The sequence below is a fragment of the Paracoccus subflavus genome (genome assembly GCF_004310345.1).
Lineage (GTDB): Bacteria > Pseudomonadota > Alphaproteobacteria > Rhodobacterales > Rhodobacteraceae > Paracoccus > Paracoccus subflavus.
This window is the reverse complement of sequence record NZ_SISK01000008.1, coordinates 40290-64815: the sequence shown is the minus strand read 5'-3', so window position 1 is coordinate 64815 and position 24526 is coordinate 40290. Positions and strand designations below refer to the sequence as shown.

The window sequence follows — 24526 nt, the reverse complement described above, 5'->3', positions numbered from 1 at the left end:
CTCAGGGCAGAACGATCAGGGAGATGCGCCGGGTCTGGTCGCCGATGGTCATGTCGAATGCCGTCCAGCCGAAATGCCCCGCGCGCAGGTCGATCCTGACAGTATGCGGCGGATCGCCGGCCGATGGAAAGACCAGAGATTGCGCACCCGGCAAAAGCACGTTCTCCAAGGGCTCGGGCTGGATGCGCTCGATCGAGAAGCGGTCGAAAAAGGGCTGGCCGATACGAATCTCGTGACGGTCGGCGGCGTCGTGAAAGGTCACGGTCAGCTCGTCCGAGCCTTCCCACCGGGTCACCCGCGGCAGTTCCACCGTTGCCGTTCCAAAGCCTATGGTCCGGGTCTGGAACACCCCCCCGCTGCCCGTCAGCCCCAGCACCGCCAGCAGCACGATGATCCCGAACCCCCACCATGCCGCGCGCTGCACGCGCCAGTACCGTTCCTGCCGGTCGCGATGTTCGTCGAGTTGCAGTCCATCGGCGCGAATCGGAGGAGAGGGGGTCGGTGCAGGCTGCATCAAGGAGAAACCCTCTTTCTACGGAGCCTGCCGGAGTTCGGGCAGGGGTTCGTCCACGCCACTGGAATGCAAGGTGTTGTGTCCGATGACCATGGCTATCACAAATGCGCCACTATGACCATTACGGCCACACCGCACGGCCCCCTGCGCGGTGGTGTTGGCCTTGATGGTCGGCTGCCGGTTATCGTGACAAGGCCCAGATCGCCCCCGCCACGATCAGCAGCACCATGCCCAACGGCCAGATCAGCACCTGCCAGGCCAGCCGGCTGCGCACCGGCGACGTGGCGCGGACATAATCGACATCCGTGGATTCCCCGGCCGATCCGGCGGAACGGTCCACCGGTCCGGGGTCATTGTCCCTGACGCCGTCCTTGTCAGGCATCGCGGGCCTCTTGACGGGCTGCGCCGGGCTTCAGAACCACCTTTGTCCAGTCGTTCTGCTGGCCATAGAAGTTCTTGTATCCCGTCGGGGCATCCTCGAGCGACAGGCGGTGCGAGATCAGGAAGGTCGTGTCGATTTCACCCTCCAGGATGCGGTCCAACAATTGCTGGGTGTATTTCTGCACATGGGTCTGGCCGGTGCGCACCTGAAGCCCCTTTTCCATCAGCGCGCCCATCGGAAACTTGTCGGCCATGCCGCCATAGACGCCGGGGATCGACACCCGCCCTCCCTTGCGCACGGCCATCAGCGCCATGCGCAGCGCATGGATGCGGTCGGCGCCGATGCCGACCTTCTGCTTGACGGTGTCAAGCATGTTGTCGGGCGAAAAGCCGTGGCTTTCCATGCCCACCGCGTCGATGACGGCATCCGGCCCGATGCCGCCGGTCATCTCCATCAACGCCTCCAGGACATGGGTCTGGCGAAAGTCGATGACCTTGGCGCCCAGCTTGCGGGCCAGGTCCAGGCGGCCGGGGTAATGGTCGATGGCGATGACCTGGCCCGCGCCCATCAGCAGGGCCGACTGGATCGCGAACAGCCCCACCGGGCCGCAGCCCCAGACCACTACAGTGTCGCCGTCCCGGATGTCGCAGTTGTCGGCGGCCATCCAGCCGGTGGGCAGGATGTCGGACAAAAACAGCACCTGTTCATCGGGCACCCCGTCGGGGATCACGATCGGGCCCACGTCGGAAAAGGGCACCCGCACGTATTCGGCCTGTCCGCCCGGATAGCCGCCGGTCATGTGCGAAAAGCCGAAGAGGCCGCTGACGGGATGGCCGTAGAGCAGTTCCGAGGCTTCCTGTTTTTCGACCGGGTTCGAGTTGTCGCAGGCCGAGTAGAGCTGCTGCGAACAGAAAAAGCAGCTTCCGCACGAGATGGTGAAGGGCACGACCACCCGGTCGCCCTTCTTCAAGGTGGATTTCGGGCCCACCTCGACGACGCGGCCCATGAATTCATGGCCCAGGATGTCGCCGGGCAGAAGTCCGGGGATCACGGCGTTATACAGGTGCAGGTCCGACCCGCAGATCGCCGTGGCCGTCACCTCGATGATGGCGTCGCGCGGGTTGACGATCTGGGGATCGGGAACCGTCTCCATGCGGACGTCCTGTTTGCCATGCCAGGTCAGTGCGCGCATCAGCCTGCCTTTCTGTCTTGATCGGGCCGGTTGTCCGATGTTGCGATTTCGCCGGTTTCGACCAGCATCTTGAGCCGCTTGAGTTCCTGTCGGCCGCGCATCCCGGGATCGGCGCCGCGCAGGGCCGCAGCCCATTGGCCGACGATGCCCGACTGCGGCTTCCACGCGACATGGGCCTCGACCTCGGTGCCGCGTCCGGCGGGGGCATCGCGCAACTGGACCTTGGCCTCGATGTCGATCTCGGCGCCCTCGACCGACCGCCAGGCCAGGGCCTCGTTCTCGCGGTCCTCGACCAGACGGGTCTCGATGGCATGGCGGCCGGCGGGGGAATCGATCACCCAGGTGATCTGGTCGCCGCTGACCTGAACGGCCGTCAGGTCCTTCATGAACTGCGCCAGACGATCGGGGTCTTTCCACATCCGGTAGATGTCCGACCGGGGGGCATTGATGGTGACGGTGCGACCGGCCACCCGGTAATCACCGAACCGGGACCGGCGTGCGGTGCGGCCCGGCGCGCTGTCGGGCGGTCGCCGGGAATCGGATTTCAGAAGCGCGCCCGCGACAAGGCCCGCCCCCACGGTCAGGGCAAGCGCGGCGGCAACAACGGGCAGGTCGGACTGGCGGCGGGGCATCGAGGCCTCCCTTGATAGGGACGGCCGCCGCGGGGGGCGGCCGTCATGGGTTCAGCGCGACTTCTTGTACAGCTTGGTGGCGATCTCGAACATTTCCTCGGGCGCATAGTCCGGGGTAAAGGCCGAGGGCACGCCGGTCAGGTCGTGGATCTTGCCGCCCGCGGGCAGGCCGTCCACCACCTCGAGTTCGCCGGGCGGATCGTCGGGCAGGGCGGTTTCGCCGCCGCCGCCCCAGATGCCGCGCATTTCCTCGTAGTCGTTGGGGCTGAAGGTATAAAGCCGGCGGTGCGAGCCTTCCTCCAGGTATTTCTGGCATTCGGGGATGTTGCCCAGGGGAATGTTCGGCGTGGGCAGGAACTTGTCCAGATCGACGCCGGTGATCTTTTTCAAGGCCAGGGCATAGGCATGGGCGTGGACGGACCCGCGCACCAGCAGATAGCCGCAGACCTCGCGTCCGGTGGGATCGGTCAGGCTTTCATAGACCCGCAGCTTGTGCAGACGCGCGCCGCATTCCAGATGGAAGTTGTGCAGAAGGTCCACCACCACGTTGCCGGTGGTCGTGACCATATCCGCATTCCACGACATGGAATTCGAATTGACCGGAACCGCCCCGCCCGCATGGCTGAAGAACGAGGCCGCCGAACGGATGTCCTTCATCGCCTCGAAGGGCGCCTTGGAGATGTCCCCGCCGTCGCCCTCGTCCCCGCCCGGCTTGTCGGGACCGTTGGCCAGCATGGCCACGCCGTTGCTGACCAGTTCCACATGGCCCAGTTCCTCGGCCGTGATGGCGGCAACCAGGCTGTAGAAGGGGCGCAGCTTGCTCTTGCTGCGGAAATTGAAGCTCTGGAACATATAGTTCCCCAGCGTGGACATCTCGCCATACTTGCCGCCCAGCAGTTCCTGCAGGGCCGCGGCGGCGTTCGGATCTTGGCGCTTGGGAGCAGGAAGATCGACTTGCAACTTGTCGACACGCAGGAACATGAGAATTCTCCGGGTTGAAATACCTTCGATCCAACACGACTCTGCCGGGAACCGTTCCCTCTCCGTCCTGCAATAAAGGTTAATAGAGACCAAGGGCGCCATGCAGACCCTGCAAAAACCTCATGGGTCGGATCGACGCCTTGCCGGATGGCCCGCGCCGCGCCGCGCGGGGAGCCAGACACCTCGTTGCCGCAGCGAGATCCTGTTTCCCGTCGCACCGTCGAGCCCGATTCCGAGATCGGCGGTGCGACGGGAAAATCCGTCTGGCGCGGCGTGTGACGGCGCGATCCGTGTGAAGGACCAAACAGTTCCTTGACCCGGCGGCCCTTTGACCGCCTATTGCAGCTAGAAATCGCGCCGTGGCAGGCGGCGGCCTGACGCCTTGCTTCGGCGGGCACTTCATAACCCGCAGGCATAGGCGCAGGGGATCATCCAGATGACCGGCGAGCCCGAGGTCGTGCTGAACGACCCCGAGGTGATCCGCAACGTGATCGGAGGCTGACCATGCTTTCCTTGAACCGCGTCGATGCCGCGATCGGCAACATCCCGATCCTGCGCGACATCTCGTTCAGCGTGGGTCCGGCGGAAACCGTTGCCCTGGTCGGCCGCAACGGCGCGGGCAAGACCACGCTGCTGCGCACCATCATGGGCTTTACCGACAGCCGCGGAGAAATGCGCTTTGACGGCCGCGACCTTCAGGCCGTTGCACCCCATCTGCGCCCCGGAATGGGCATCGGCTATGCCCCCGAGGACCGGCGCCTGTTTTCGCGCTTCACGATCACCGAGAACATCCTGCTGCCCGCCCAGGTGGCCGGGCTGGATCAGGCCGAAACCAGCCGCCGGCTGGAACGCATCCACCTGGTTCTGCCGGAACTGCGCGACCTGGGGCCGCGCCCGGCCGGGTCGGTGTCGGGCGGACAGGGAAAGATGGTCGCGCTAGGCCGCGCGCTGATCCTGTCCACGCGGCTTTTGCTGCTGGACGAGCCCTTCCAGGGCCTCGCCCCGGTGCTGGCCAACCGCTATGCCGAGGCGCTTGGAAAGCTGCGCGAGATCGACCCGACGCTGGCCATCGTCATCACCGAATCCAACCCCCATCTGCTGCGCAGCTTCGCCTCGCGCACGATCACCGTCGAACGCGGCCAGATCGACAGCGATGTGGTTCACGACAGGCTGTCCGCATGAATCCGGGCCTGACCCCCGGCATGGCCGCAAAAAGGGCCCAGAGTCCTGCGCGGACATGCGGCGCAAACCCCCATGACACTCAACCACCAGCGAGGAAATGCAGATGACGCAAGGACGGCTGCACGGAAAGACGGCCATTGTCACGGGTGCGGGTGGCGGGTTCGGCGAAGGCATCGCGCGGCTGTTCGCCCAGGAGGGCGCGCAGGTCGGCGTGCTGGATCTGCGCGCCGATGCCGCCGAACGGGTCGCGGCCGACATCGGCGGCCAGGCCATCGCGTTGGCGGCCGATGTGACATCGGCTTCGCAGATGCGGCAGGCGGTGGAACAGGTTCTGGCCCGGTTCGGAACCCCCGATATCCTGGTCAACAATGCCGGGTGGACCCATCGGAACAAGCCCATGCTGGAGGTCACGGAAGAAGAATTCGACCGTGTTTACGCGATCAACGTCAAGTCGATCTTTCACATCAGCAACATCATCGTGCCGTTGATGCGCGGCAACGGGGGCGGTTCGATCATCAATATCGGTTCCGTCGCGGGCATCCGGCCCCGGCCCGGCTTGACCTGGTACAACTCGACCAAAGGTGCCGTGAACATCCTGTCGCAATCCATGGCGGTGGAACTGGCGCCTGATCGCATCCGCGTCAACGCCATCTGCCCGGTGATGGGGGAAACCGGCCTGCTGGAATCGTTCATGGGCCTTCCCGACACGCCCGAAAACCGCGCAAAGTTCGTGGCCACCATCCCCTTGGGACGAATGTCCCGCCCCGAGGATGTCGCGCGGGCGACGCTGTATCTAGCATCTGACGACGCAGAATTCATCACGGGCGTTCTGTTGCCGGTCGATGGCGGGCGCACGATCTGATCCGCACTACTGTGCCCGCATTCCGCCATCATAAGGACGTCCGATGAAAACCCGCGCCGCCGTTCTGAAATCCTCGCCCGCTTCGGCCCCTTTCGCCGACAGCCGGCCCCTGGTCATCGAGACTGTCGAACTGGACCCTCCAGGACCCGATGAGGTTCTGGTGAAGATCGGCGCGGCGGGCCTGTGCCATTCCGACCTGTCGGTCATCAATGGCAACCGTCCCCGCCCCGTGCCCATGGTCCTGGGCCATGAGGCGGCGGGAACCATCGTCCGGATCGGTTCGGCAATCCGCGATCTGCGGCCGGGCGACCGCGTCGTCATGACCTTTCAGCCGACCTGCGGAAGCTGCCTGCCCTGTGCCGAGGGACGCCCGGCCCTTTGCATTCCGGGGGCCGAGGCCAACGGCCGGGGGGTTCTGATGTCGGGCGCCATCAGGCTGCACGATTGTCACGATCACCACGCGATCCACCATCACTGCGGCGTCTCCGGCTATGCCGAATACGCGGTGATCTCGCGCCATTCGCTGGTCAGGGTGGATGCCGATGACATCCCGTTCGAGGAACTGGCCCTGTTCGGCTGCGCGGTGCAGACGGGGGTCGGCGCCATTCTGAACACATGCCGCGTGCAGCCGGGTCAGAGCGTCGCCATCGTCGGCCTTGGCGGCGTCGGCCTGGCCGCGCTGCTGGGGGCTGTCGCGGCGGGCGCCACCGATATCCTTGCCATCGACCTGTCTGACGACAAGCTGTCGGTGGCGCGCGATCTGGGCGCGACCCGCATCTACAACGCCGCCGAACCCGGTCTGGTCGAAACGATCCGAGCAGACAGCGGCGGCGGGGTCGATCACGCCGTCGAACTGGCCGGTGCGGTTCCCGCCTTTGAACTGGCCTATGCGATCACCCGGCGGGGCGGGCAGACCGTGACGGCCGGACTGGCCGCGCCCACCGCCGAATTTCGCATCCCGGCAGTGAATGTCGTGGCTGACGAACGGACCGTGAAAGGCAGCTATATGGGGTCATGCGTTCCGCAGCGCGACATTCCCCGGTTCATCCGCCTGTACCGGGCCGGAAAGCTGCCGGTGAACAGGCTGCTGACCGGGCGTCTGCGGCTGGAAGACATCAACGAAGGCTTCGATCTGCTGGACCAGGGCAAGGCGATCCGTCAGGTCGTCGTCTTCGACTGACAGATCAGGATTCACCAGAAATTGCACAGGCTTGCCGGCCACAAGGCTTTTCGGAAAAGCCTTTCGACCCCAAAAGGGATACATTAAAGTTATAGCCATTAGATACATCATATATTTGAAATATCCGTCCCCGTTGGACAGGTGTTGACACGGGAAGGCAGAACCTGCGGGATGCGGTTCTGTGGCAATAGGGGGACGCTTGGTGTCGTGCCGTTTCGGGCATGACGATCACTTGCCAGCGTCTGCAATCGTGACCGGCAGAAACCGGCAAGAGGGAGGATATCATGTTCAATCTGGGAAACGCCGCCAAGGCCACGGGCATCGCTGCCGTAATGGCGGTGCTGACGGTCGTGCCATCGCTGGCGCAGGAACCGATCACGATCAAGTTCAGCCATGTCGTTGCGCCTGACACGCCAAAGGGCAAGGGCGCCGAGAAGTTCAAGGAACTGGCCGAGCAATATACCGATGGCCGCGTAACGGTCGAGATCTATCCCAACAGCCAGCTCTATAAGGACAAGGAGGAACTTGAAGCCCTGCAGATGGGAGCCGTCCAGATGCTGGCCCCGTCGCTGGCCAAGTTCGGACCGCTTGGCGTCCCCGAGTTCGAGCTGTTCGACCTGCCGATGCTGTTCAAGGACCGCGCCGATCTGGTCAAGATCACCGACGGCGAGGTGGGCGAAAGCCTGATGGCCAAGCTTGAGGACAAGGGCGTCACGGGCCTGGCCTATTGGGACAACGGCTTCAAGATCATGACGGCGAATTCGCCGGTCGTCACGCCCGACGATTTCCTGGGCCTGAAGATGCGCATCCAGTCCTCGAAGATCCTCGAGGCGCAGTTCGAGGCCCTGGGCGCCGTGCCGCAGGTGATGGCATTTTCCGAAGTTTATCAGGCCTTGCAAACCGGCGTCGTGGACGGCACCGAAAACACCCCCTCAAACACCTACACGCAGCGCGTGAACGAGGTGCAGAGCCACGCCACCGTGTCGAACCATGGCTACATCGGTTATGCGGTGATCGTGAACAAGCCGTTCTGGGACGGGCTGCCGGACGACGTGCGGGCCAATCTGGAAAAGGCGATGGCCGAGGCCACCACCTATGCCAACGACATTGCCGAGGATGAAAACGCCACCGCCCTGCAAGCTATGCGCGATGCCGGCACGACCGAGTTTCACGACCTGACCGAGGAGGAGCGTGCCGAATGGTTCGAGGTGCTGCGCCCGGTCCATGAGGAAATGGCGGACCGCATCGGTGCCGACCTGCTTCAGCAGACCTATGCCACGCTTGGGATCGAATAACGGTCGCACGGGCTTCCGGGGGTGCGGATGCACCCCCTTTCCTTTCCTTGAACGAGGCTTGCCATGGTTCTGCGCATCCTCGACCGTTTCGAAGAAATCCTGATTTCCACGCTGATGGCCCTGGCGGTCGCGCTGATCTTCGTTGCAGTCGTTCACCGATTTTCCCTGGGGGTTGCCGCCGATCTGGTCGGCTGGGCCCGTGCCAACGACATGACCGCCGTCCAGGATTTTGCCCGCGGAACCTTCAGATGGATCAATTCGCTCAAGCTGACCTGGGCGCAAGAGGCCTGTATCTACCTGTTTGTCTGGATGGCCAAGTTCGGCGCGGCATACGGCGTCAGGATCGGCATCCATGTCGGGGTCGATCTGCTGGTGCAGGGCCTTGAGGGCACGGCAAAGAAGGTCATGACCGTGATCGCCATGTCGGGGGGCATCGTCTTTACCGCAATCGTGGCCTGGATCGGCGCCGAATTCGTATGGCACAGCTATCAGGGGGGCCAGATCTCGCCTGATCTGGAGATCAAGATGTGGATCGTCTATCTGGCCGTGCCTTTGGGATCCGCGCTGATGTGCTTTCGCTTTGTCCAGGCGCTGTACTGGTATCTGACCACCGGCTATGTGGCGCATCACGACATCGGCGAGGTGGATGGCATCGACGAGAACGCGGACACGGCCGCCGAGGGCAAGGCATGACCGCGATCATCATCTTTCTTATTCTTGCCGCGCTGCTGATCACCGGAATGCCGGTTTCCATCGCGCTGGGTCTGACCGTCTTCACCTTTCTGTTCGGCTTTACCGACATCCCGCTGGACAGCATCGCGCTGAAGCTGTTCACCGGCATCGAGAAGTTCGAGATCATGGCGATCCCGTTCTTCATCCTGGCCGGAAACTTTCTGACCCATGGCGGCGTGGCGCGGCGGATGATCCGATTTGCGACATCGCTGGTGGGGCATTGGCATGGCGGAATGGCCCTGGCGTCGGTCCTGGCCTGCGCGTTGTTTGCGGCGATCTCGGGATCGTCGCCGGCAACCGTGATGGCGGTGGGGTCGATCATGGTCCCGGCGATGGTGAAGATGGGCTATCCCCGGGAATTCGCCGTGGCCCCCGTTGCCACCGCAGGCGGCCTTGGCATCCTGATCCCGCCGTCGATCGTCATGGTGATGTATTCGGTCGCGACCTCGGGCATGATCGTCACCGGACCGGACGGCGAAAGCATTGCCGCCGCCTCTATCGGCGAGATGTTCATCGCAGGTGTCGTGCCGGGGCTGATCCTGGCGGCCATGCTGGGCGTCACGACCTATTGGCGGGCTCGGCGGAACAACTATCCCCGCCTGCCGCGCGCGTCGCTGCGCGAACGCTGGAACGCATTCCGCGAGTCGATTTGGGGCCTGATGCTGATCGTCATCATCATGGGCGGCATTTACGGCGGCATCTTCACGCCGACCGAAGCCGCGGGCGTCAGCGCGGTCTATGCCTTCTTCATCGCGGTCTTTGTCTACAAGGACATCAGGTTGCGCGACGTGCCGCGCGTGCTGCTGAGTTCGGCCGCGATGTCGGCGATGCTGCTTTATATCATCACCAATGCGGTGATGTTCGCCTTTATCCTGACATCCGAGCAGATCCCGCAGGCCATGTCCGCATGGATCGTGGATCTGGGCCTTGGATGGGTCGGTTTCCTGCTGGTCGTGAACATTCTTCTTTTGCTGGTCGGCATGGTGATGGAGCCTTCGGCCATCGTTCTGATCATGGCGCCGATCCTGTTTCCGGTCGCGGCAAAGCTGGGCATCGATCCGGTGCATTTCGGCATCATGATGGTCGTCAACATGGAAATCGGGCTGTGCACCCCGCCCGTGGGCCTGAACCTTTATGTCGGATCCGCCATATCGCGGCTGGGGCTGACGGCCATGTCGGTGGCCGTCGTGCCATGGCTGATTACTGCCTTGGTGTTCCTGGCGCTGATCACCTATGTGCCGGCAATCACGATGGCCCTGCCGAACCTGCTGGGATTCTGACAGGCAAAGCGGCGTTCAAGTGTTGGGGATGCGCCGCTTTTTCGGATCGCGTCCCCAGGAAAAATCCGGTCCCGCATCCTGTCCTTGCGGCGTAGTCACGCGCCGTCGGCGATGCGGGCGCCGACCCAGTGGCCGGTGCGGGCCAGATCGCGCAGGGTCTCGCGCGTCAGGGCCAGGACAACGGTGACGGCATTGGTCATCGGACGGCTGGCGGAATACGCCAGATGGATGCCGCGGCTGACGGGCGGATTGTCGATGCGCCAGCTTTGCAGCCGGCCTTCGGCGACCTCGGCGGCGATGGCGTTTTCGGGCAGGATCGAATAGCCCAGGCCCTCGGCTACCAGAGCTTTGATGTTGTTGTATGAATCCACATCGATCACGATATTCAGAGCGTGCCTGCCTTTGTCGGCGGCATCGTCCAGCAGGTCGCGCAATCCATGGCCCTTGCCCGGCAGGATCAGCGGCATGGACGCGACTTCGGCAAGGCTCAGGACCGTCCCCGTCGCCGCCAGCGGCTCGGGCCGGATGCCGTCTGCCGGGCCGAAGAACTGCAGATCCTCCTCCAGCAGGTGCTGGGTCCGAATGCCGTGGTCGTCGGCCTGACCGTACAGGACGGCCAGGTCGATCCGTTCCTCGCGCATCCATTCCAGGATAAAGCCGCTCATCGCCTCGGCGATGCGGAGCCTGATCTTGGGATAGCGCTGATGGACCGCCGTGATCAGCGGAACGGCCAGAATCTGGCCGATGGTTCCCGGTATGCCCAGGCGCACCTCGCCGGACGGATCGTTCTGGTGGCCGCGGATTTCCTCTTCGGCGACGGTCATCTGATCCAGCACGATGCGCGCATGGCGCAGCAGGATCGCGCCCGCCTCGGTCGGTTCGACGCCGCGCGGGCTTCGGAACAGCAGCGCCGTTCCCAGATCGGCTTCCATGTTGCGGACGTGCAGCGACAGGGCAGGCTGCGCCACATGCAAAAACTGCGCGGCCCGCGAAAACGAGCCCTGCTCGACGATCGCCACGAAATAGCGAAGCTGGCGGATGTCCATCATGTCGGCAAGATCGTCGCTGTTCAAAGAGGGCCGAGTTTGGCCCGACGGCGGGGGCGGGTCAATGTCCGGCCCATCACCGATTGCACCGGAACGACCTGCCCGCACGGGCTTTGGAATGCAGTCGCGCCATGCGCGGCCCGGTCGTCAGCCAGCACTGCAAGGATCAGCGGAATGCAAAGGCCATACCGCATTGTTATGGCAGGCACGCCAAAGCCCTATTGGACAGGGCAGGGACCGGGCGTCCATCCTTTCGCCGCGACCGAGGAGGGGACGATCATGGAAATCACGCAGACGCTGGCCCGGTTCGGCACCGAAACGCAGACCGACGCCATTCCGTCCGAGGTCACGGACCGCGCGCTGTCGCTGATGACCGACCTTGCCGGTTCCGCGATCCGCGCCGCCCAGGATTCCGAATCCAGCCCGGCGATTCTGGCGATGCTGGACCGGCTTGGTGTTCTGGGCGCGGGGCCGTGCACCGTCTTTGGCCTGACGCGGCGCTATGGCGGGGCGGCTGCCGCCTTGCTGAACGGTGCCTTTGGCCATTCGCTGGACTTCGACGACACCCATGCCGACAGTTCCCTGCACCCAAGCGCGCCGGTGGTGCCCGCCGCCCTGGCCGCGGCGGAGCTGACCGACGCCAGTGGCCCCGATCTTCTGGCCGCGATCGTGGTGGGATTCGAGATATGCTGCCGACTGGGCATGGCCCTTGACCCGTCCGCCCATTACGCGCGTGGCTTTCACCCGACCGCCACGGCCGGCACGTTCGGCGCGGCGGCGGCGGCCGGACGGTTGCTGGGCCTGGATGCGGCCCGCATGGCTTCGGCGTTCGGCATCGCGGCCAGCCAGGCCTCGGGATCGCTGCAATTCCTGGAAAACGGGGCCTGGAACAAGCGTTACCAGGTGGGCGAGGCGGCGATGAAGGGATTGATGGCCGCCACACTGGCATCCGAAGGTTTTCTGGGCGCGGCCAATGCCCTGGAGGGCAAGCACGGCTTTCTGAAAGGCTACAGCGACGGTGTGCGGGCGGAACGCGCGACGGCCGGGCTGGGCACGGTCTGGGAAACCCTGCGGATCGGGGTCAAGCCCTATCCGGCCTGTCGCTATACCCATGCGGCGGTTGACGGCCTGTTGCAGATGAAGCGAACCCATGGCTGGGAGCCCGAGGACATCGCGGCCATCACCGTCGGCCTGCATCGGAACGGCATCGCCCTGGTCGGGGCGCCGCTGCCCGACAAGCAGCGTGCCCGCAGCGTCGTCGAGGGCCAGTTCTCGATGCCCTTTGCGGCCTCGGTCGCCCTGCTTCGCGACGGATTCGGCTGGGACGATTACGACCTGCTGGGCGATCCCCGCGCGGAAGCCCTGGCATCGCGCGTCGCGGTCGTTCGCGACCCAAGCCTGGAAGGGCTGCGCCATCCCTTTGGCGCCACCCTGCGCGTCCAGGCGGCAGGGGCGACCCATGATCTGCGCATCTGCGATCCCTCGGGGGAGCCCGAAACCTTTCCCGATGCCCAGGCCATTGCCCGCAAGTTCACCGCGCTGACCGGCCCGGTCAGCAATGCCGGGGGCGATGACTGGCTGATGCGTCTGTCGGGCCTGCGAACCGCGGCATCGGTCAGGGCCCAGTTCGCCGGATGATCGACCGACTGGATCATCTGGTCCTGACGACCGCCGACGAGGAGGCCTGCATCGCCTTTTATGTGGATCTGCTGGGGATGCGGCTGGAACGCTTTGGCGATAACCGCAAGGCCCTGTGTTTCGGGCGGCAGAAAATCAACATCCATGTCAGGGGACAGGAGGTCGAGCCGAAGGCGCATCGGCCCGTGCCGGGCGCGCCGGACTTGTGCTTTATCGCAGATCGTCCGCTGAACGAGGTGATGGCCCGTCTGGCTGCATTAGGCGTGCATCCCATCGAAGGCCCGGTCGGGCGAACCGGGGCTACCGGGCCGATCCGGTCGATCTACCTTCGCGATCCCGACCTCAATCTGATCGAACTGTCAGAAATCGACGGGCAATAACAAAAGGGCATGGCGACTATCGGCATCATATATTTGATGTATCCGTAAGATCGCGCAATGCTGCGGTCACTTGCAGGGAGAGGAAGCCATGTTGCAGAACGTCACCGACGCGTTTCAGGACATCCGCGATGCCGTGCGCGCCCTGTGCGCCGAGTTCCCGGACGAATATCACCGCAAGGTCGATGAGGCGCGCGCCTATCCCGAGGAATTCGTCGATGCGCTGACCAAGGCGGGCTGGATGGCCGCGCTGATCCCCGAGGAATACGGCGGATCGGGACTGGGGCTGACCGAGGCCAGTGTCATCATGGAGGAGATCAACCGCTCGGGCGGCAATTCGGGGGCCTGCCACGGCCAGATGTACAACATGAACACGCTGATCCGGCACGGCTCCGAGGATCAGCGCCGGACCTATTTGCCCAGGATCGCCACGGGTGAACTGCGTCTGCAATCCATGGGTGTCACCGAACCCACGACCGGCACCGACACGACCCGGATCAAGACAACCGCCGTCCGAAAGGGCGACCGCTACGTCATCAACGGACAGAAGGTCTGGATCAGCCGTGTCCAGCATTCCGACCTGATGATCCTGCTGGCCCGCACCACGCCGCTGGCCGAGGTGACGAAAAAGACCGAAGGCCTGTCGATCTTCCTGGTGGACGTGAAGCAGGCGATGGCCAAGGGGATGACGATCCGTCCGATCCTGAACATGGTCAACCATGAAACCAACGAGCTGTTCTTCGACAATCTGGAAATTCCGGCCGAGAACCTGATCGGCGAAGAGGGGCAGGGCTTCAGGTACATTCTGACCGGCCTGAATGCCGAGCGCGCGCTGATCGCGGCGGAATGCATCGGCGATGGATACTGGTTCATCGACCGGGTCACCCGGTATGTCGGCGAACGCATCGTCTTTGGCCGCCCGATCGGCCAGAACCAGGGCGTGCAGTTCCCGATCGCTGAAGCCTATATCGAAGTCCAGGCAGCCGATCTGATGCGCTACGAGGCCTGCCGCCTGTTCGATGCCGGAAAGCCCTGCGGCGCCCAGGCCAACATGGCGAAATACCTTGCGGCCAAGGCGTCGTGGGAGGCTGCGAATGCCTGCATCCAGTTCCATGGCGGTTTCGGCTTTGCCTGCGAATACGATGTGGAACGCAAGTTCCGCGAAACCCGCCTGTATCAGGTCGCACCGATTTCCACCAACCTGATCCTGTCCTATGTCGCCGAGCATGTGCTGGGTCTGCCGAGGAGCTTCTGATGACCACGCTGCCATTGGAAGGGCTGACGGTTATTGCCATCGAACAGGCGGTCGCGGCCCCCTTTGCGACCTCTCGCCTGGCCGATGCGGGCGCGCGCGTCATCAAGATCGAACGTCCCGAGGGTGATTTCGCGCGTGGCTATGATGATGTGGCCAAGGGGCAGGCCAGCTATTTCGTCTGGCTGAACCGGGGCAAGGAAAGCATCGCCCTGGACCTGGCCCGGCCCGACCACAAGGCCGAGCTGGCCCGCCTGCTGGAGGGTGCCGATGTGCTGGTCCAGAACCTGAAGCCCGGTGCCCTGGGCCGCCTAGGCTTTGGCTTCGATTCGCTGGCGGCGCGGTATCCGCGGCTGATCGTCTGCTCGATCTCGGGTTATGGCGAAACCGGCCCCTTGGCCGACCGCAAGGCCTATGACCTGCTGATCCAGGCGGAATCCGGCCTGTGTTCGATCACCGGCGGCCCCGACGAGCCGTCGCGCGTGGGCGTGTCGCTGGTCGACATCGCCACGGGCGCCACTGCCCATGCCGCCATCCTCGAAGCCCTGGTCCGGCGGGGGATCGATGGCAGGGGCGCGAATATCCAGGTCTCGATGTTCGACGTGATGGCCGACTGGCTGACGGTTCCCCTGATGAACCATGAGGGAGGCAAGTCTCCGCGGCGTCTCGGCCTCGCGCATCCCTCGATCTCGCCCTACAGTGTGTTCACCTGCAAGGACGGCAACCAGATTCTGATCTCGATCCAGAGCGACCGGGAATTCACCAAGTTCGCGGCTGTCTTCATGGACCGGCCCGAGATGGCCCGCGACCCGCGTTTCGCGACCAATGTGGCGCGCGTGCAGAACCGCCCGGAAACGGATGCGGCCGTCGCGATGGCCTTTGCGTCCAAGACCGTTGACGAGGCGACCGAGCGCCTGATCGCGGCGGACGTGGCCTTTGCCTCGGTCAACGACATGGCGGGACTGTCGGGCCATTCGCAACTGCGCCGGATCACTGTGGATACCCCCAACGGCCCGGTCAGCTATCCTGCGCCGGGTGCCGTCTTTGTCGGCGAGCCGCGTCGCTATGGCCCTGTTCCGAACCTGCCCCGGGTAAGGGAAAGCGCATGAGCGGCCTTGATCTTGCCCATCTGCGGCAGTGGATCGGCCGCAGCGAAACCAGATCCGAACAGGTCACCGACGCAATGGTGGACCGCTTCAAGGCCACGTTCGACGAGCCCGGCGAAACCCGGGACGGCGATCCCGCGCCCGCCATGATCCACCTTTGCGTCGCCCCCCCGGCGGCGCCGACCAGCGGATTGGGCGGGGATGGCCACCCGGCACGCGGCGGCTTTCTGCCGCCGGTGCCGCTGCCGCGTCGGATGTGGGCGGGCGGCGCCTTGACCTTTCACGACGACATCCGCGTGGGCGAGCGTGTCACCCGCGTCTCGACCATCCGCGACGTCACCGTCAAGGAGGGCCGGACCGGCACGCTGTGCTTTGTCACCGTCGATCATCGCATCGACAGCGCCGGGCGTCTGGCGGCCGAGGAACGGCAGGACATCGTTTACCGCGGCATCGAGGCGCCGGCCGGGTCCGGGAAAGCCCCCCCGGCGGCTGCGCGCGGCGCGCAGCAGATGACGGTCAGGCCGTCGGCCGTGCTGCTGTTTCGCTATTCGGCGCTGACCTTCAATGGCCATCGCATCCATTACGACGCGCCCTATGCCGCATCGGTCGAGGGCTATCCCGGACTGATCGTCCACGGGCCCATGCAGGCCACGATGCTGCTCCGGTTTGCCGAACGGCTGCGCGGCGCGCGACCCGTGCGGTTCGATTTCCGCTCGCTGTCGCCGTTGTTCGATACGGCGGACTTCACCCTCAATGCTGAAAACGATGGCGAGGGCCTGCGGCTGTGGACCTGTCGCGCCGACGGCCCGGTCGCCATGGAGGCATTCGCATCGTGGTAGCCCATATCCGCACCCCCCTGTTCGTCCCCGCCAACCGGCCCGAGCGTTTCGCCAAGGCCGCCGCATCGGGCGCGGATGCCGTGATCCTGGATCTCGAGGATGCCGTGGCCCTGGACGCCAAGGACGCCGCGCGCGCCGCCCTGGCTGTCGATTTCACCGACCTGCCGGTGCTGGTCCGTATCAATGCGCAGGGCACGCCATGGCATGATGCCGACGTGGCGGCCGTGGCGGCACTGTCCGTTGCCGCCGTGATCCTGCCCAAGGCCGAGGATCCGGCCGCCTGCGCCGCCGTCGCCGCCGCGACCGGCAGGCCGGTGGTCGCGCTGATCGAATCCGCCCCTGGCCTGGCGCGGGCACGCGCCATTGCCGCGGCGGAGGGCGTAGAGCGGCTGGCCTTCGGGTCCATCGACTTCTGCGCCGATCTGGGTTGCGAACATCGGCGCGACGTGCTGCTGCCGGCGCGTTCGGAACTGGTCCTGGCGTCGCGGCTGGCGGGCATCGCCGCGCCGCTTGACGGGGTGACGGCGCAGCTTGACGACCTGTCGGCCAGTCATGACGATGCGGCCCATGCCCGTGCGCTTGGCATGACGGGCAAGCTGTGCATCCATCCCCGGCAGATCGCCGAGGTCGCGCGGGCCTTTGCGCCGACGCCGGCGCAGGTCGAATGGGCGCAGCGTGTTCTGGCGTCGGGCGACGGCGCGGTGTCGGTCGATGGCGCGATGGTGGACGAGCCGGTGCGCATCCGGGCGCGGGCGATCCTGGCCCAGGCCGGATGACCGGCGCCTGTCCGACGCGCATCGGGGGCTGAGCGGGCGACGGCCTCAGCCCGCCGCAAAGCGGTCCAGCCGCAGGGCCAGGCGCGACACGACCGCCTTGAAGGCGATCGCGATCAGGATCGTGACAGTCAGCGCGGCGAACATCTGGTCGATCTTCATCCGGCCGCTTGACTGGATCATGAGCGCCCCGAGGCCCCGCGATCCGCCCACCCATTCGCCGACAATAGCCGCCGCCGGGGCATACACGGCGGCGATCCGCAATCCACTGGCAAGGCCGGGCAGGGCGGCGGGAATACGGACGACGCGCATCGCCTCAAGCGGCGTGGCGCCCATGCTGTCGGCCAGTTCGCGAAACACCTTGGGCGTCCGCGACAACCCGTCCCCAAAGGCCGAGGCGACCGGAAAGAACACCATCAGCGCGACAATGGCGATCTTCGGGGCAATGCCATAGCCCAGCCACAGGGTCAGAAGCGGGGCAAAGGCAAAGATCGGCACGGTCTGGCTGAAGGTCATCAGCGGCGTCAGCGCGCGGCCAAGGGGCGGCAGCAATCCCATGGCAAGCGCCAGAACGATGCCCAGGCCGGCACCGACGACAAAGCCTGCCGACACCTCGGCCAGGGTGGTCAGGGCCGCGCGGGCCAGAAGGGCGCGGGTGTCGATCATCGCCTGCGCGACCACCAGCGGACCAGGCAGCAGGAAACGCGGAATCTGCATGGCCGTGACAGCAAGCTGCCACAGCAGCACAAAGATCACCGCCAGTCGGATCACCCGGCCAGCGTCCAGAACGCGGCTTCCAGCCGGGTCGCGGTCGAGAAGCGGTTCTGCAGTTCGCGCCATCGCGGCAGGGCATGAGCCTGCGGTCCCAGCCGGCTTGCAACCGCGCCGTCGATCAGGGCGGCTGTGTCACGGCACAGCGCCTGATAGTCCGGCCCGCCATAGGTTTCGATCCATTCCGCATGGGCAGGATCGTGGCTGCCGGCCAGCAGCCGCGCACCGATCTCTCCATAGCCCAGCACGCAGGGCGCCAGGGCCGCCAGCAGGTCAAGAAAATCGCCGCTGTAGCCGGCCTCGAGGACATAGCGGGTATAGGCCAGGTTCTGGGGCGCCTCGGCGGTGGCGGCCAGCTCTGCCTCGGTGATGCCGGCGCGGCCGCAAAGGTCCACATGCAGCCGCGTTTCGGTTTCCAGCAGCGCATGAACCGTGGCCGAGCAGGCGCGCATCTCGGCCAGCGACCCGGCCTTGGTCACGGCCAGGGACCAGGCGCGCGCGAAATGGATCAGGAACAGATAATCCTGAGCCAGATAGGTCAGAAAGGCGCGGCGAGGCAGACTGCCATCGGCCAGCGATTGCAGGAACGGCGCGCGGACATAGGCGTCCCAGTCCGGCGCGTCCGCCCGCCACCGCGGAAAGCAGATGCCATAGCTCATGCGCCGGGATCGGTCGCCAGGGCCGACACCGGCAGGATGCTGTCGATCAGCCCGGCATCGCGCAGGAACGACTCGAACCGGGCATAGCGGCCGTGATCGACAGCGCCGGGGCTTTGCGAAAAGCGGGGCAGGGTCGCAGCCCAGGCCTGCCGGTTCAGTTCGTCGTCCAGTTCGGGATAGGCGTCGCGGAACAGGGCCCAGGCCTCGTCCGGGTGGTTGAGGATATACTGCGCCCCGCGTTCCATGGCGGCGACGAAACGCGCGATCGCGCCGGGGTCCATCGTCTTGGGATTGGCCAGCACAATCAGTTCGTCATAGGCGGGAATGCCGTGTTCCTCGACAAACAGGCAGCGGCCCTCGGCGCCTTCCAGCCGCATCTGCGTCATCTCGAAGTTGCGGAACCCGCCAAGCGTGGCATCGACCTGACCGGTCATCAGCGCGGGCGACAACGACCAGCCGACATTGACCAGTTCCACATCGTCGATGGTCAGGCCCGCCTTGTCCAGCATCGCCCCCATCAGCGCGGTTTCCATGCCCGGCACCGAATAGCCGACCTTGCGGCCTTTCAGATCCGCGATCGATTGCACCGGCCCGTCGGCCAGAACCGTCAGACAGTTCAGGGGGGTCGCGACCAGGGTGGCGACGCGGATCAGCGGCAGCCCTTCATGGACCTGAAGGTGCAGTTGCGGCTGATAGCCCACGGCCAGATCGACCTGGCCCGAGGCCAGCATCCGCGGCGGATCGGCGGGATCGGCGGGCGCCGCGATCTCGACCCTCAGACCGGCTTCGGCGAAAAAGCCCTTTTCCTGGGCCACGATGATCGGCGCGTGGTCGGGGTTCACGAACCAGTCCAGCATCAGGGACAGATCCTGTGCGGCGGCGGGTGTGGCAGTCAGCAGGGCAAGGACAAGGGCAGCAGGCTTCATGATGGGTCTCCGATGGCGACAAGGGCAATCTCGCCCGGCCAGTCGCGGCGCAGGCGGTCGGCGGCGGCCCAGGCGCGCAGGCCCGAGCGGCAGGCAAGGACGACCCGCTGGTCCTGTGCAGGATGCAGCGTTTCGGGTTGGCGCAAAGCGTGGGGCAGAAAGGGCAGGGGGGCCTCGTCCGGTCCGCGCAGATCCACGGCCAGATCCTCTGGGCGAACCTGGCTGGCGGCGATGAAACGGTGACCGATGTCGGGCTCGGGCACGCCGTCGAAGCGGAAACTGGCGGGCCGCAGCCCGTCGAAGCGGATCATCTGGCCCAGCGGCGACGGCGTCAGCCCCAGCAGGACCGCCATCGCCATCTGCGCCTGCAACGCGCCGAACAGGCCGGCCATCGGCCCCATCACGCCCGCCGTGGCGCAACTGCCCGCCTGTGACGGCAATTCGGGAAACACCGCCCGGACCGAAGGCGCGCCGCCGCAAAAGCCCCCCGCAAAGCCCTCGGTCCCCAGCACAGAGGCGGCGATCAGCGGTCGCCCCAGGGCAAGACAGGCGTCCGACAGCGCATAGGTGGCGGCAAAGCTGTCGGCGCAATCCAGAACCAGGTCGGCCCGCGCCACCAGATCCGGCGCATTGGCCGGGTCCAGCCGCGCCACCAGGGGCGTGACGGTAACGTCAAGGTTCAATTCCGCCATTTCCAGCATTGCGGCCAGGGCCTTGGGTTCCCCGACATGGCGGCCATAGATGGGCTGGCGATGCAGGTTCGAGGTTTCGACCCGGTCGGGGTCGATCAGGGTGATCCGGCCCAGACCGGCACCGGTCAGGTATTGCAGCACCGGAACGCCCAGGGCGCCCGCGCCGACAACCAGCACATGGGCCCCTGCAAGGCGGGCCTGGCCTGCATCGCCGATCCGGGGCAGGATGGTCTGGCGGGCATATCTCATGCAGCGGTCCTCAGCCATTCGCGGATGCGTGCCTCGGGGTCGGGGTTCAGCGTGATATCGGTCACGGCGGCGGCGATGTCCGCACCGGCGGCAAAGGCCAACCGCGCCCGTTCCGGCGTCAGCCCGCCGATGGCGCACAGAGGAATGTCGCCGATCCGCGTCTTCCACTCGGTCAGCTTTTCGACGCCCTGCTGATGCCATCTCATCCGCTTCAGGATCGTCGGCCAGACCGGCCCGAGCGCCACGTAATCGGGGCCGCAGGCCAGGGCGCGGTCCAGTTCCGCGTCGTCATGGGTGGACAGGCCCAGCCGCAGCCCCGCCGCGCGGATCGCTGGCAGGTCGGCGCTGTCCAGATCCTCCTGCCCCAGATGCACGAAGCCGCAGCCCAACTCGATTGCCAGCCGCCAATGGTCGTTGACCACCAGGATCGCGCCATGCTGGCGGCACAGGTCGCGGGCGCGGGCGATTTCGGCGCGCAGGGCATCCTCGGGCCGGTCCTTCACGCGCAACTGCACCAGCCGCACGCCCACCGGCAGGGCGCGGGCGATCCACTCGGCGCTGTCGAAGATCGGATAAAAGCGCGGCAGGGTCACAGGAAGGCCCGCCCGATCACCGGGGTCGAGGGGACGGCCATGTCGGTCCGCTCCATCGGGTCGGCAAGATAGGCGGCGCGCCCGGCGCGGACGGCGTCCGCCATGGCCGCCGCCATCGCGGCCGGATCGCCCGCCCGCGCGACAGCACTGTTCAGCAGAACCGCGTCGTAGCCCATCTCCATCGCCGCCGCCGCATGGCTGGGCAGGCCGATGCCGGCATCCACGACCAGCGGCACGTCGGGAAAGGCCGCCCTCAGCGCCCGCAACCCATGCGGATTGTTCAGTCCCAGGCCCGATCCGATGGGGGCGCCCCAGGGCATCAGAACATGGCAGCCCGCGTCCAGCAGCCGCTCGCAGACGACCAGATCCTCGGTGCAATAGGGAAAGACGCTGAAGCCCTCGGCCGACAGGATACGGGCGGCCTCGACCAGTTCGAACACATCGGGCTGCAGCGTGTCGGCATGGCCGATCACCTCGAGCTTGATCCAGTCGGTGTCAAAGACCTCGCGTGCCATATGGGCGGTGGTGACGGCGTCGCGGGCGCTGTGGCAGCCGGCGGTGTTGGGCAGCAGCCGAACCTCAAGAGACTGGATCAGCGCCCAGAAATCCTGCCCGCCCCCCGCCTCGCGCCGCAGGGATACGGTGGCGATGCCCGCCCCCGACCGGGCAAAGGCATCGGTCAGGATCTTGGGCGAAGGATAGCCCGCGGTGCCCAGCATCAGCGCGCTGTCGATGGTGGTTCCATAAAAGACCGGCATCGCTCAGCCCCCCTGCATGGGCGAAAGCGCCTCGATCGTGTCACCCTCGCGGATGGGCGTGGTCCCGCGCAGGGCGGCGGGCACGAAACTGCCGTTCAGCGCCGTGGCGATGCGGCCGGTCAATTCCGCCTCGGCCAAGGCACCGGCCAGGGTCGTCGCGACGACATCGCGGGGGGCGCCGTTAATCGTGATCCGCATCCATGAACTCCGGTCTGGTCTGGTGCTGAAGATGATCGGCCACCATGCGGGCGACGGCCGGTGCCAAAAGAAAGCCGTGGCGGTAAAGCCCGTTGGCATAGAGGGTGCCGCCCACCCGGCGGATGCGCGGCAGGTTGTCGGGAAAGGCCGGGCGCGCATCGGCGCCCAGTTCCAGCACCTCGGCCTCGGCAAAGGCGGGGTGCAGGGCAAAGGCCGCGGACAGCAGTTCCAGCACGGCGCGCGCGGTCGGCGGGCCGCGCCCGTCGCTTTCCACCATGGTCGCGCCCAGCATGAACACGCCGCCGCCGCGCGGAACGACGTAAAGCGGCATCCGGGGATGCAACAGGCGGACCGGGCGGGACAGGCTCAGATCCGGGCAGCGGATCACGACCATCTCGCCCCGGACGCCGCGCAGGTCGCGCAGCGCGTCGCGGGCCGACAGGCCCCGACAGTCGATGACCTGCCCGGATGCGGCCTCGGACCGGGGCAGGCGCCCGGACAGGATCGCCAGGGCCTGCCGGGGGTCCAGATGCGATTCGGATTCGAAGAAAAGGGCGCGGCTGAACCGGGTGCCAAGGTCGGGCTCGAGGGCGGCGACACCGGGGGCGTCCAGCATCCGATGGCCCTGGCTGCGCCGGGCAAAGCGCGTCAACGCCCCCCCGTCGCGCGACAAGCTGACCACCAACGTTCCGTTGCGCGTGACGGGGACCCCCTGGTCCTGCCACCAGTCGGCGGCACCCAGGCCGTGCCGCGTCACCGCCGGATCGGCAGTCTCGCCCTCGCACCAGGGGGCCAGCATACCCCCCGCCCACCAGGAACAGGCGTTCGGGCCGGGCAGGGTGTCACGGACGGCGGCGGGAATGCCGCGACGGGTCAGTTCGGTCGCCACGCACAGTCCCATCACGCCGCCGCCCAGCACGGTCACGGTTCCGGTCATGCCGCAGCCCCGGCGCGTCGGGACCACAGCGCATGGAAATGATGCACCGGACCGTGGCCGCGCCCCACCGCCAGATCGTCGGCCGCAAGGATCGCGCCGTGCAGCCAGCCATGCGCGCGGCCGACCGCCTCGGACACCTCCAGCCCCTGCGCCAGCCCCGCCGCGATGGCCGACGACAGCGTGCATCCCGTCCCATGCGTGTTGCGGGTGCGGATGCGGGGCGAGGAAAAGCGCATGGTGCCGCGTGGGCCGGCCAGGATATCGGTGCATTGCGCGCCCCCGGCATGCCCGCCCTTCATCAGCACATGGCGGGGCCCGAGGGCGCGGAGGCGTGCCGCCTGTGAAACCGCCTCGGCGTCATCGCGGGCAGGGGCGGTATCCAGCAGTTTCGCGGCCTCGGGCAGATTCGGCGTCAGCACATGGGCCAGAGGCAGCAGGTCGCGCAGCAGGGCACCGATGGCGTCATCTTCCAGCAGCAGATCGCCTGATTTGGCGACCATCACCGGGTCCAGCACGATGGGGATCGGGCAGTCGCGCAGCGATGCGGCCACCGCGGCGGCGGCGGCGGCCGAACCGACCATGCCGATCTTGATCGCATGAACCGTGATGTCTTGCAAAACCGCATCCACCTGCGCACGGATCAGATCCGGCGGCACAAGATGGACAGCCGAAACGGTGCAGGTATTCTGTGCAGTCACCGCCGTCACGACGCTGGCGCCATAGCAGCCCAAGGCCGAGACCGTTTTCAAATCCGCCTGAATCCCGGCGCCCCCGCCGCTGTCGGATCCCGCAATGGTCAGAACGGTTCTTGTCATCAGCCCCTTCCTCTGGCGTGTCGGGGCATGACGAGGGGGGGCGGGCGACAGACGGATGCGGCGTCGGGCAGCGCGTCTGCCTATCCGTTCCCTCCGCCGGCATGACCCGGATCAGGTTCGATGGGTCGGTGCGCCATGCACCTCTCAGCCCCGCGACGGGACGCCCCAACGGACAGTGTTCGGGCCCTTTTACCCGGCCGTTGGCGTTTCGTCCAGCGGTTTAGACAGATCGGCGCACCGCCTGAGGGACAGCCTTGTCACTGTTGAGTGAGGCATTCCGGAAGGGACCGCGCTGCCCAGGCCATCAGTCGGGAATAAGCCGTCTTATGGAACGGCTGGCTGTGCGATGTCATAGCCGCGCTGAAGCTTGCGGCGCAGCCAAGCCGCCTGTTCCCGGCGGGCGCCTTGCAGGTCGGGAAACCAGTGCAGGCGCTGCTGGCCACGATGACCGATGCGGCCCCAGTTGCGCACCAAGGTCACGCCCCCGAACAGGTCGGGCGCGATGTCCAGGCGATAGAACCGCGCCATGTTGCGGTCGGGGTCGCTTCGGTTCAAAAGCAGGCTGTCGGGATCGCGGTTCATGATCCCCATCCTGCCGGGGTGTTCGCGTTTCGTCCAATGACAAATCGGAATCGGTCCATCCCGGCCGATTCCGCGGCGTGATG

28 protein-coding genes and 1 riboswitch are annotated in these 24526 nt (G+C 66.1%); of the genes, 12 read left to right on the top strand and 16 right to left on the bottom strand.

The window, feature by feature from the left end; genetic code table 11:
• Position 1: 1 nt before the first annotated feature.
• From EYE42_RS11365 to EYE42_RS11345, 5 genes are all read right to left on the bottom strand, one after another.
• The gene (locus EYE42_RS11365) at positions 2-514 is read right to left on the bottom strand and encodes a hypothetical protein (protein WP_130991453.1); all 513 of its coding nucleotides are present in this window, start codon (positions 512-514) and stop codon (positions 2-4) included.
• A gap of 181 nt (positions 515-695) precedes the next feature.
• Positions 696-896: a hypothetical protein gene (locus tag EYE42_RS11360; protein ID WP_130991452.1), complete on the bottom strand. Its 201-nt coding sequence runs from the start codon at positions 894-896 to the stop codon at positions 696-698.
• A complete protein-coding gene (locus EYE42_RS11355; protein WP_130991451.1) occupies positions 889-2088 on the bottom strand; it encodes a zinc-dependent alcohol dehydrogenase in 1200 nt (399 codons plus the stop codon). Before EYE42_RS11355 ends, EYE42_RS11360 begins: the two co-directional genes overlap by 8 nt.
• Positions 2088-2720 carry an SRPBCC family protein gene (locus EYE42_RS11350; RefSeq protein ID WP_130991450.1) on the bottom strand — a complete coding sequence of 211 codons (633 nt, stop codon included), beginning with the start codon at positions 2718-2720 and terminating at the stop codon, positions 2088-2090. The genes EYE42_RS11355 and EYE42_RS11350 overlap by 1 nt, the downstream gene beginning before the upstream one ends.
• Before the next feature lie 51 nt (positions 2721-2771).
• Positions 2772-3701 carry a manganese catalase family protein gene (locus EYE42_RS11345; RefSeq protein ID WP_130991449.1) on the bottom strand — a complete coding sequence of 310 codons (930 nt, stop codon included), beginning with the start codon at positions 3699-3701 and terminating at the stop codon, positions 2772-2774.
• Positions 3702-4205: 504 nt separating this feature from the next.
• Here EYE42_RS11345 and EYE42_RS11340 point away from each other — a divergent pair.
• The 6 genes from EYE42_RS11340 to EYE42_RS11315 all read left to right on the top strand — a co-directional run bounded on the left by EYE42_RS11340 (position 4206) and on the right by EYE42_RS11315 (position 10232).
• Positions 4206-4883: an ABC transporter ATP-binding protein gene (locus tag EYE42_RS11340; RefSeq protein ID WP_130991448.1), complete on the top strand. Its 678-nt coding sequence runs from the start codon at positions 4206-4208 to the stop codon at positions 4881-4883.
• A 103-nt stretch (positions 4884-4986) separates the two neighbouring features.
• Positions 4987-5745: a glucose 1-dehydrogenase gene (locus EYE42_RS11335; protein WP_130991447.1), complete on the top strand. Its 759-nt coding sequence runs from the start codon at positions 4987-4989 to the stop codon at positions 5743-5745.
• A gap of 43 nt (positions 5746-5788) precedes the next feature.
• Positions 5789-6925 carry a zinc-dependent alcohol dehydrogenase family protein gene (locus EYE42_RS11330; protein WP_130991446.1) on the top strand — a complete coding sequence of 379 codons (1137 nt, stop codon included), beginning with the start codon at positions 5789-5791 and terminating at the stop codon, positions 6923-6925.
• Positions 6926-7209: 284 nt separating this feature from the next.
• Positions 7210-8220: a TRAP transporter substrate-binding protein gene (locus tag EYE42_RS11325; protein WP_130991445.1), complete on the top strand. Its 1011-nt coding sequence runs from the start codon at positions 7210-7212 to the stop codon at positions 8218-8220.
• Positions 8221-8283: 63 nt separating this feature from the next.
• Positions 8284-8913, top strand: a complete 630-nt coding sequence (locus EYE42_RS11320) for a TRAP transporter small permease (RefSeq protein WP_130991444.1) — start codon at positions 8284-8286, stop codon at positions 8911-8913.
• A complete protein-coding gene (locus EYE42_RS11315) occupies positions 8910-10232 on the top strand; it encodes a TRAP transporter large permease (protein ID WP_130991443.1) in 1323 nt (440 codons plus the stop codon). Before EYE42_RS11320 ends, EYE42_RS11315 begins: the two co-directional genes overlap by 4 nt.
• A gap of 95 nt (positions 10233-10327) precedes the next feature.
• Here the strand turns inward: EYE42_RS11315 and EYE42_RS11310 are convergent, their stop codons facing one another.
• On the bottom strand, positions 10328-11305 hold the full coding sequence (locus tag EYE42_RS11310; protein ID WP_246020753.1) for a LysR family transcriptional regulator: 978 nt from the start codon (positions 11303-11305) through the stop codon (positions 10328-10330).
• Positions 11306-11557: 252 nt separating this feature from the next.
• Here EYE42_RS11310 and EYE42_RS11305 point away from each other — a divergent pair, with 252 nt between their 5' ends.
• From EYE42_RS11305 to EYE42_RS11280, 6 genes are all read left to right on the top strand, one after another.
• A complete protein-coding gene (locus EYE42_RS11305; protein ID WP_130991441.1) occupies positions 11558-12916 on the top strand; it encodes an MmgE/PrpD family protein in 1359 nt (452 codons plus the stop codon).
• The gene (locus tag EYE42_RS11300) at positions 12913-13296 is read left to right on the top strand and encodes a VOC family protein (protein ID WP_130991440.1); all 384 of its coding nucleotides are present in this window, start codon (positions 12913-12915) and stop codon (positions 13294-13296) included. Before EYE42_RS11305 ends, EYE42_RS11300 begins: the two co-directional genes overlap by 4 nt.
• A gap of 88 nt (positions 13297-13384) precedes the next feature.
• Positions 13385-14548, top strand: coding sequence for an acyl-CoA dehydrogenase family protein (locus tag EYE42_RS11295; protein WP_130991439.1), 1164 nt, complete (start codon positions 13385-13387; stop codon positions 14546-14548).
• Positions 14548-15654: a CaiB/BaiF CoA transferase family protein gene (locus EYE42_RS11290; RefSeq protein WP_130991438.1), complete on the top strand. Its 1107-nt coding sequence runs from the start codon at positions 14548-14550 to the stop codon at positions 15652-15654. Before EYE42_RS11295 ends, EYE42_RS11290 begins: the two co-directional genes overlap by 1 nt.
• Positions 15651-16490, top strand: a complete 840-nt coding sequence (locus EYE42_RS11285) for an HTD2 family dehydratase (protein ID WP_130991437.1) — start codon at positions 15651-15653, stop codon at positions 16488-16490. Before EYE42_RS11290 ends, EYE42_RS11285 begins: the two co-directional genes overlap by 4 nt.
• A complete protein-coding gene (locus tag EYE42_RS11280) occupies positions 16484-17266 on the top strand; it encodes an HpcH/HpaI aldolase/citrate lyase family protein (RefSeq protein WP_130991436.1) in 783 nt (260 codons plus the stop codon). The genes EYE42_RS11285 and EYE42_RS11280 overlap by 7 nt, the downstream gene beginning before the upstream one ends.
• A gap of 45 nt (positions 17267-17311) precedes the next feature.
• Here EYE42_RS11280 and EYE42_RS11275 read toward each other — a convergent pair whose 3' ends face one another.
• The 10 genes from EYE42_RS11275 to EYE42_RS11230 all read right to left on the bottom strand — a co-directional run bounded on the left by EYE42_RS11275 (position 17312) and on the right by EYE42_RS11230 (position 24443).
• Positions 17312-18103, bottom strand: a complete 792-nt coding sequence (locus EYE42_RS11275) for an ABC transporter permease (RefSeq protein ID WP_130991435.1) — start codon at positions 18101-18103, stop codon at positions 17312-17314.
• Positions 18031-18693: a TenA family protein gene (locus tag EYE42_RS11270; RefSeq protein ID WP_130991434.1), complete on the bottom strand. Its 663-nt coding sequence runs from the start codon at positions 18691-18693 to the stop codon at positions 18031-18033. Before EYE42_RS11270 ends, EYE42_RS11275 begins: the two co-directional genes overlap by 73 nt.
• Positions 18690-19619 carry an ABC transporter substrate-binding protein gene (locus EYE42_RS11265; protein WP_130991433.1) on the bottom strand — a complete coding sequence of 310 codons (930 nt, stop codon included), beginning with the start codon at positions 19617-19619 and terminating at the stop codon, positions 18690-18692. Before EYE42_RS11265 ends, EYE42_RS11270 begins: the two co-directional genes overlap by 4 nt.
• On the bottom strand, positions 19616-20560 hold the full coding sequence (locus EYE42_RS11260; protein ID WP_130991432.1) for a HesA/MoeB/ThiF family protein: 945 nt from the start codon (positions 20558-20560) through the stop codon (positions 19616-19618). The genes EYE42_RS11265 and EYE42_RS11260 overlap by 4 nt, the downstream gene beginning before the upstream one ends.
• The gene (locus EYE42_RS11255) at positions 20557-21153 is read right to left on the bottom strand and encodes a thiamine phosphate synthase (protein ID WP_130991431.1); all 597 of its coding nucleotides are present in this window, start codon (positions 21151-21153) and stop codon (positions 20557-20559) included. Before EYE42_RS11255 ends, EYE42_RS11260 begins: the two co-directional genes overlap by 4 nt.
• Positions 21150-21911, bottom strand: coding sequence for a thiazole synthase (locus EYE42_RS11250; protein WP_130991430.1), 762 nt, complete (start codon positions 21909-21911; stop codon positions 21150-21152). The genes EYE42_RS11255 and EYE42_RS11250 overlap by 4 nt, the downstream gene beginning before the upstream one ends.
• Positions 21912-21914: 3 nt before the next feature.
• A complete protein-coding gene (gene thiS, locus EYE42_RS11245; RefSeq protein WP_130991429.1) occupies positions 21915-22109 on the bottom strand; it encodes a sulfur carrier protein ThiS in 195 nt (64 codons plus the stop codon).
• On the bottom strand, positions 22093-23046 hold the full coding sequence (locus EYE42_RS11240; protein ID WP_130991428.1) for an FAD-dependent oxidoreductase: 954 nt from the start codon (positions 23044-23046) through the stop codon (positions 22093-22095). The genes thiS and EYE42_RS11240 overlap by 17 nt, the downstream gene beginning before the upstream one ends.
• Positions 23043-23861, bottom strand: coding sequence for a bifunctional hydroxymethylpyrimidine kinase/phosphomethylpyrimidine kinase (gene thiD / locus EYE42_RS11235; protein ID WP_130991427.1), 819 nt, complete (start codon positions 23859-23861; stop codon positions 23043-23045). The genes EYE42_RS11240 and thiD overlap by 4 nt, the downstream gene beginning before the upstream one ends.
• A gap of 71 nt (positions 23862-23932) precedes the next feature.
• A riboswitch (TPP riboswitch) is annotated at positions 23933-24039 on the bottom strand.
• A 146-nt stretch (positions 24040-24185) separates the two neighbouring features.
• A complete protein-coding gene (locus EYE42_RS11230; RefSeq protein WP_130991426.1) occupies positions 24186-24443 on the bottom strand; it encodes a WGR domain-containing protein in 258 nt (85 codons plus the stop codon).
• Between the last annotated feature and the right edge of the window lie 83 nt (positions 24444-24526).

Coding starts and splice junctions, on each gene's coding strand:
- EYE42_RS11365 (WP_130991453.1), bottom strand. CDS start 514: ATGCAGCCTGCACCGACCCCCTCTCCTCCGATTCGCGCCGATGGACTG.
- EYE42_RS11360 (WP_130991452.1), bottom strand. CDS start 896: ATGCCTGACAAGGACGGCGTCAGGGACAATGACCCCGGACCGGTGGAC.
- EYE42_RS11355 (WP_130991451.1), bottom strand. CDS start 2,088: ATGCGCGCACTGACCTGGCATGGCAAACAGGACGTCCGCATGGAGACG.
- EYE42_RS11350 (WP_130991450.1), bottom strand. CDS start 2,720: ATGCCCCGCCGCCAGTCCGACCTGCCCGTTGTTGCCGCCGCGCTTGCC.
- EYE42_RS11345 (WP_130991449.1), bottom strand. CDS start 3,701: ATGTTCCTGCGTGTCGACAAGTTGCAAGTCGATCTTCCTGCTCCCAAG.
- EYE42_RS11340 (WP_130991448.1), top strand. CDS start 4,206: ATGCTTTCCTTGAACCGCGTCGATGCCGCGATCGGCAACATCCCGATC.
- EYE42_RS11335 (WP_130991447.1), top strand. CDS start 4,987: ATGACGCAAGGACGGCTGCACGGAAAGACGGCCATTGTCACGGGTGCG.
- EYE42_RS11330 (WP_130991446.1), top strand. CDS start 5,789: ATGAAAACCCGCGCCGCCGTTCTGAAATCCTCGCCCGCTTCGGCCCCT.
- EYE42_RS11325 (WP_130991445.1), top strand. CDS start 7,210: ATGTTCAATCTGGGAAACGCCGCCAAGGCCACGGGCATCGCTGCCGTA.
- EYE42_RS11320 (WP_130991444.1), top strand. CDS start 8,284: ATGGTTCTGCGCATCCTCGACCGTTTCGAAGAAATCCTGATTTCCACG.
- EYE42_RS11315 (WP_130991443.1), top strand. CDS start 8,910: ATGACCGCGATCATCATCTTTCTTATTCTTGCCGCGCTGCTGATCACC.
- EYE42_RS11305 (WP_130991441.1), top strand. CDS start 11,558: ATGGAAATCACGCAGACGCTGGCCCGGTTCGGCACCGAAACGCAGACC.
- EYE42_RS11300 (WP_130991440.1), top strand. CDS start 12,913: ATGATCGACCGACTGGATCATCTGGTCCTGACGACCGCCGACGAGGAG.
- EYE42_RS11295 (WP_130991439.1), top strand. CDS start 13,385: ATGTTGCAGAACGTCACCGACGCGTTTCAGGACATCCGCGATGCCGTG.
- EYE42_RS11290 (WP_130991438.1), top strand. CDS start 14,548: ATGACCACGCTGCCATTGGAAGGGCTGACGGTTATTGCCATCGAACAG.
- EYE42_RS11285 (WP_130991437.1), top strand. CDS start 15,651: ATGAGCGGCCTTGATCTTGCCCATCTGCGGCAGTGGATCGGCCGCAGC.
- EYE42_RS11275 (WP_130991435.1), bottom strand. CDS start 18,103: ATGGCGCGAACTGCAGAACCGCTTCTCGACCGCGACCCGGCTGGAAGC.
- EYE42_RS11270 (WP_130991434.1), bottom strand. CDS start 18,693: ATGAGCTATGGCATCTGCTTTCCGCGGTGGCGGGCGGACGCGCCGGAC.
- EYE42_RS11265 (WP_130991433.1), bottom strand. CDS start 19,619: ATGAAGCCTGCTGCCCTTGTCCTTGCCCTGCTGACTGCCACACCCGCC.
- EYE42_RS11260 (WP_130991432.1), bottom strand. CDS start 20,560: ATGAGATATGCCCGCCAGACCATCCTGCCCCGGATCGGCGATGCAGGC.
- EYE42_RS11250 (WP_130991430.1), bottom strand. CDS start 21,911: ATGCCGGTCTTTTATGGAACCACCATCGACAGCGCGCTGATGCTGGGC.
- thiS (WP_130991429.1), bottom strand. CDS start 22,109: ATGCGGATCACGATTAACGGCGCCCCCCGCGATGTCGTCGCGACGACC.
- EYE42_RS11240 (WP_130991428.1), bottom strand. CDS start 23,046: ATGACCGGAACCGTGACCGTGCTGGGCGGCGGCGTGATGGGACTGTGC.
- thiD (WP_130991427.1), bottom strand. CDS start 23,861: ATGACAAGAACCGTTCTGACCATTGCGGGATCCGACAGCGGCGGGGGC.
- EYE42_RS11230 (WP_130991426.1), bottom strand. CDS start 24,443: ATGAACCGCGATCCCGACAGCCTGCTTTTGAACCGAAGCGACCCCGAC.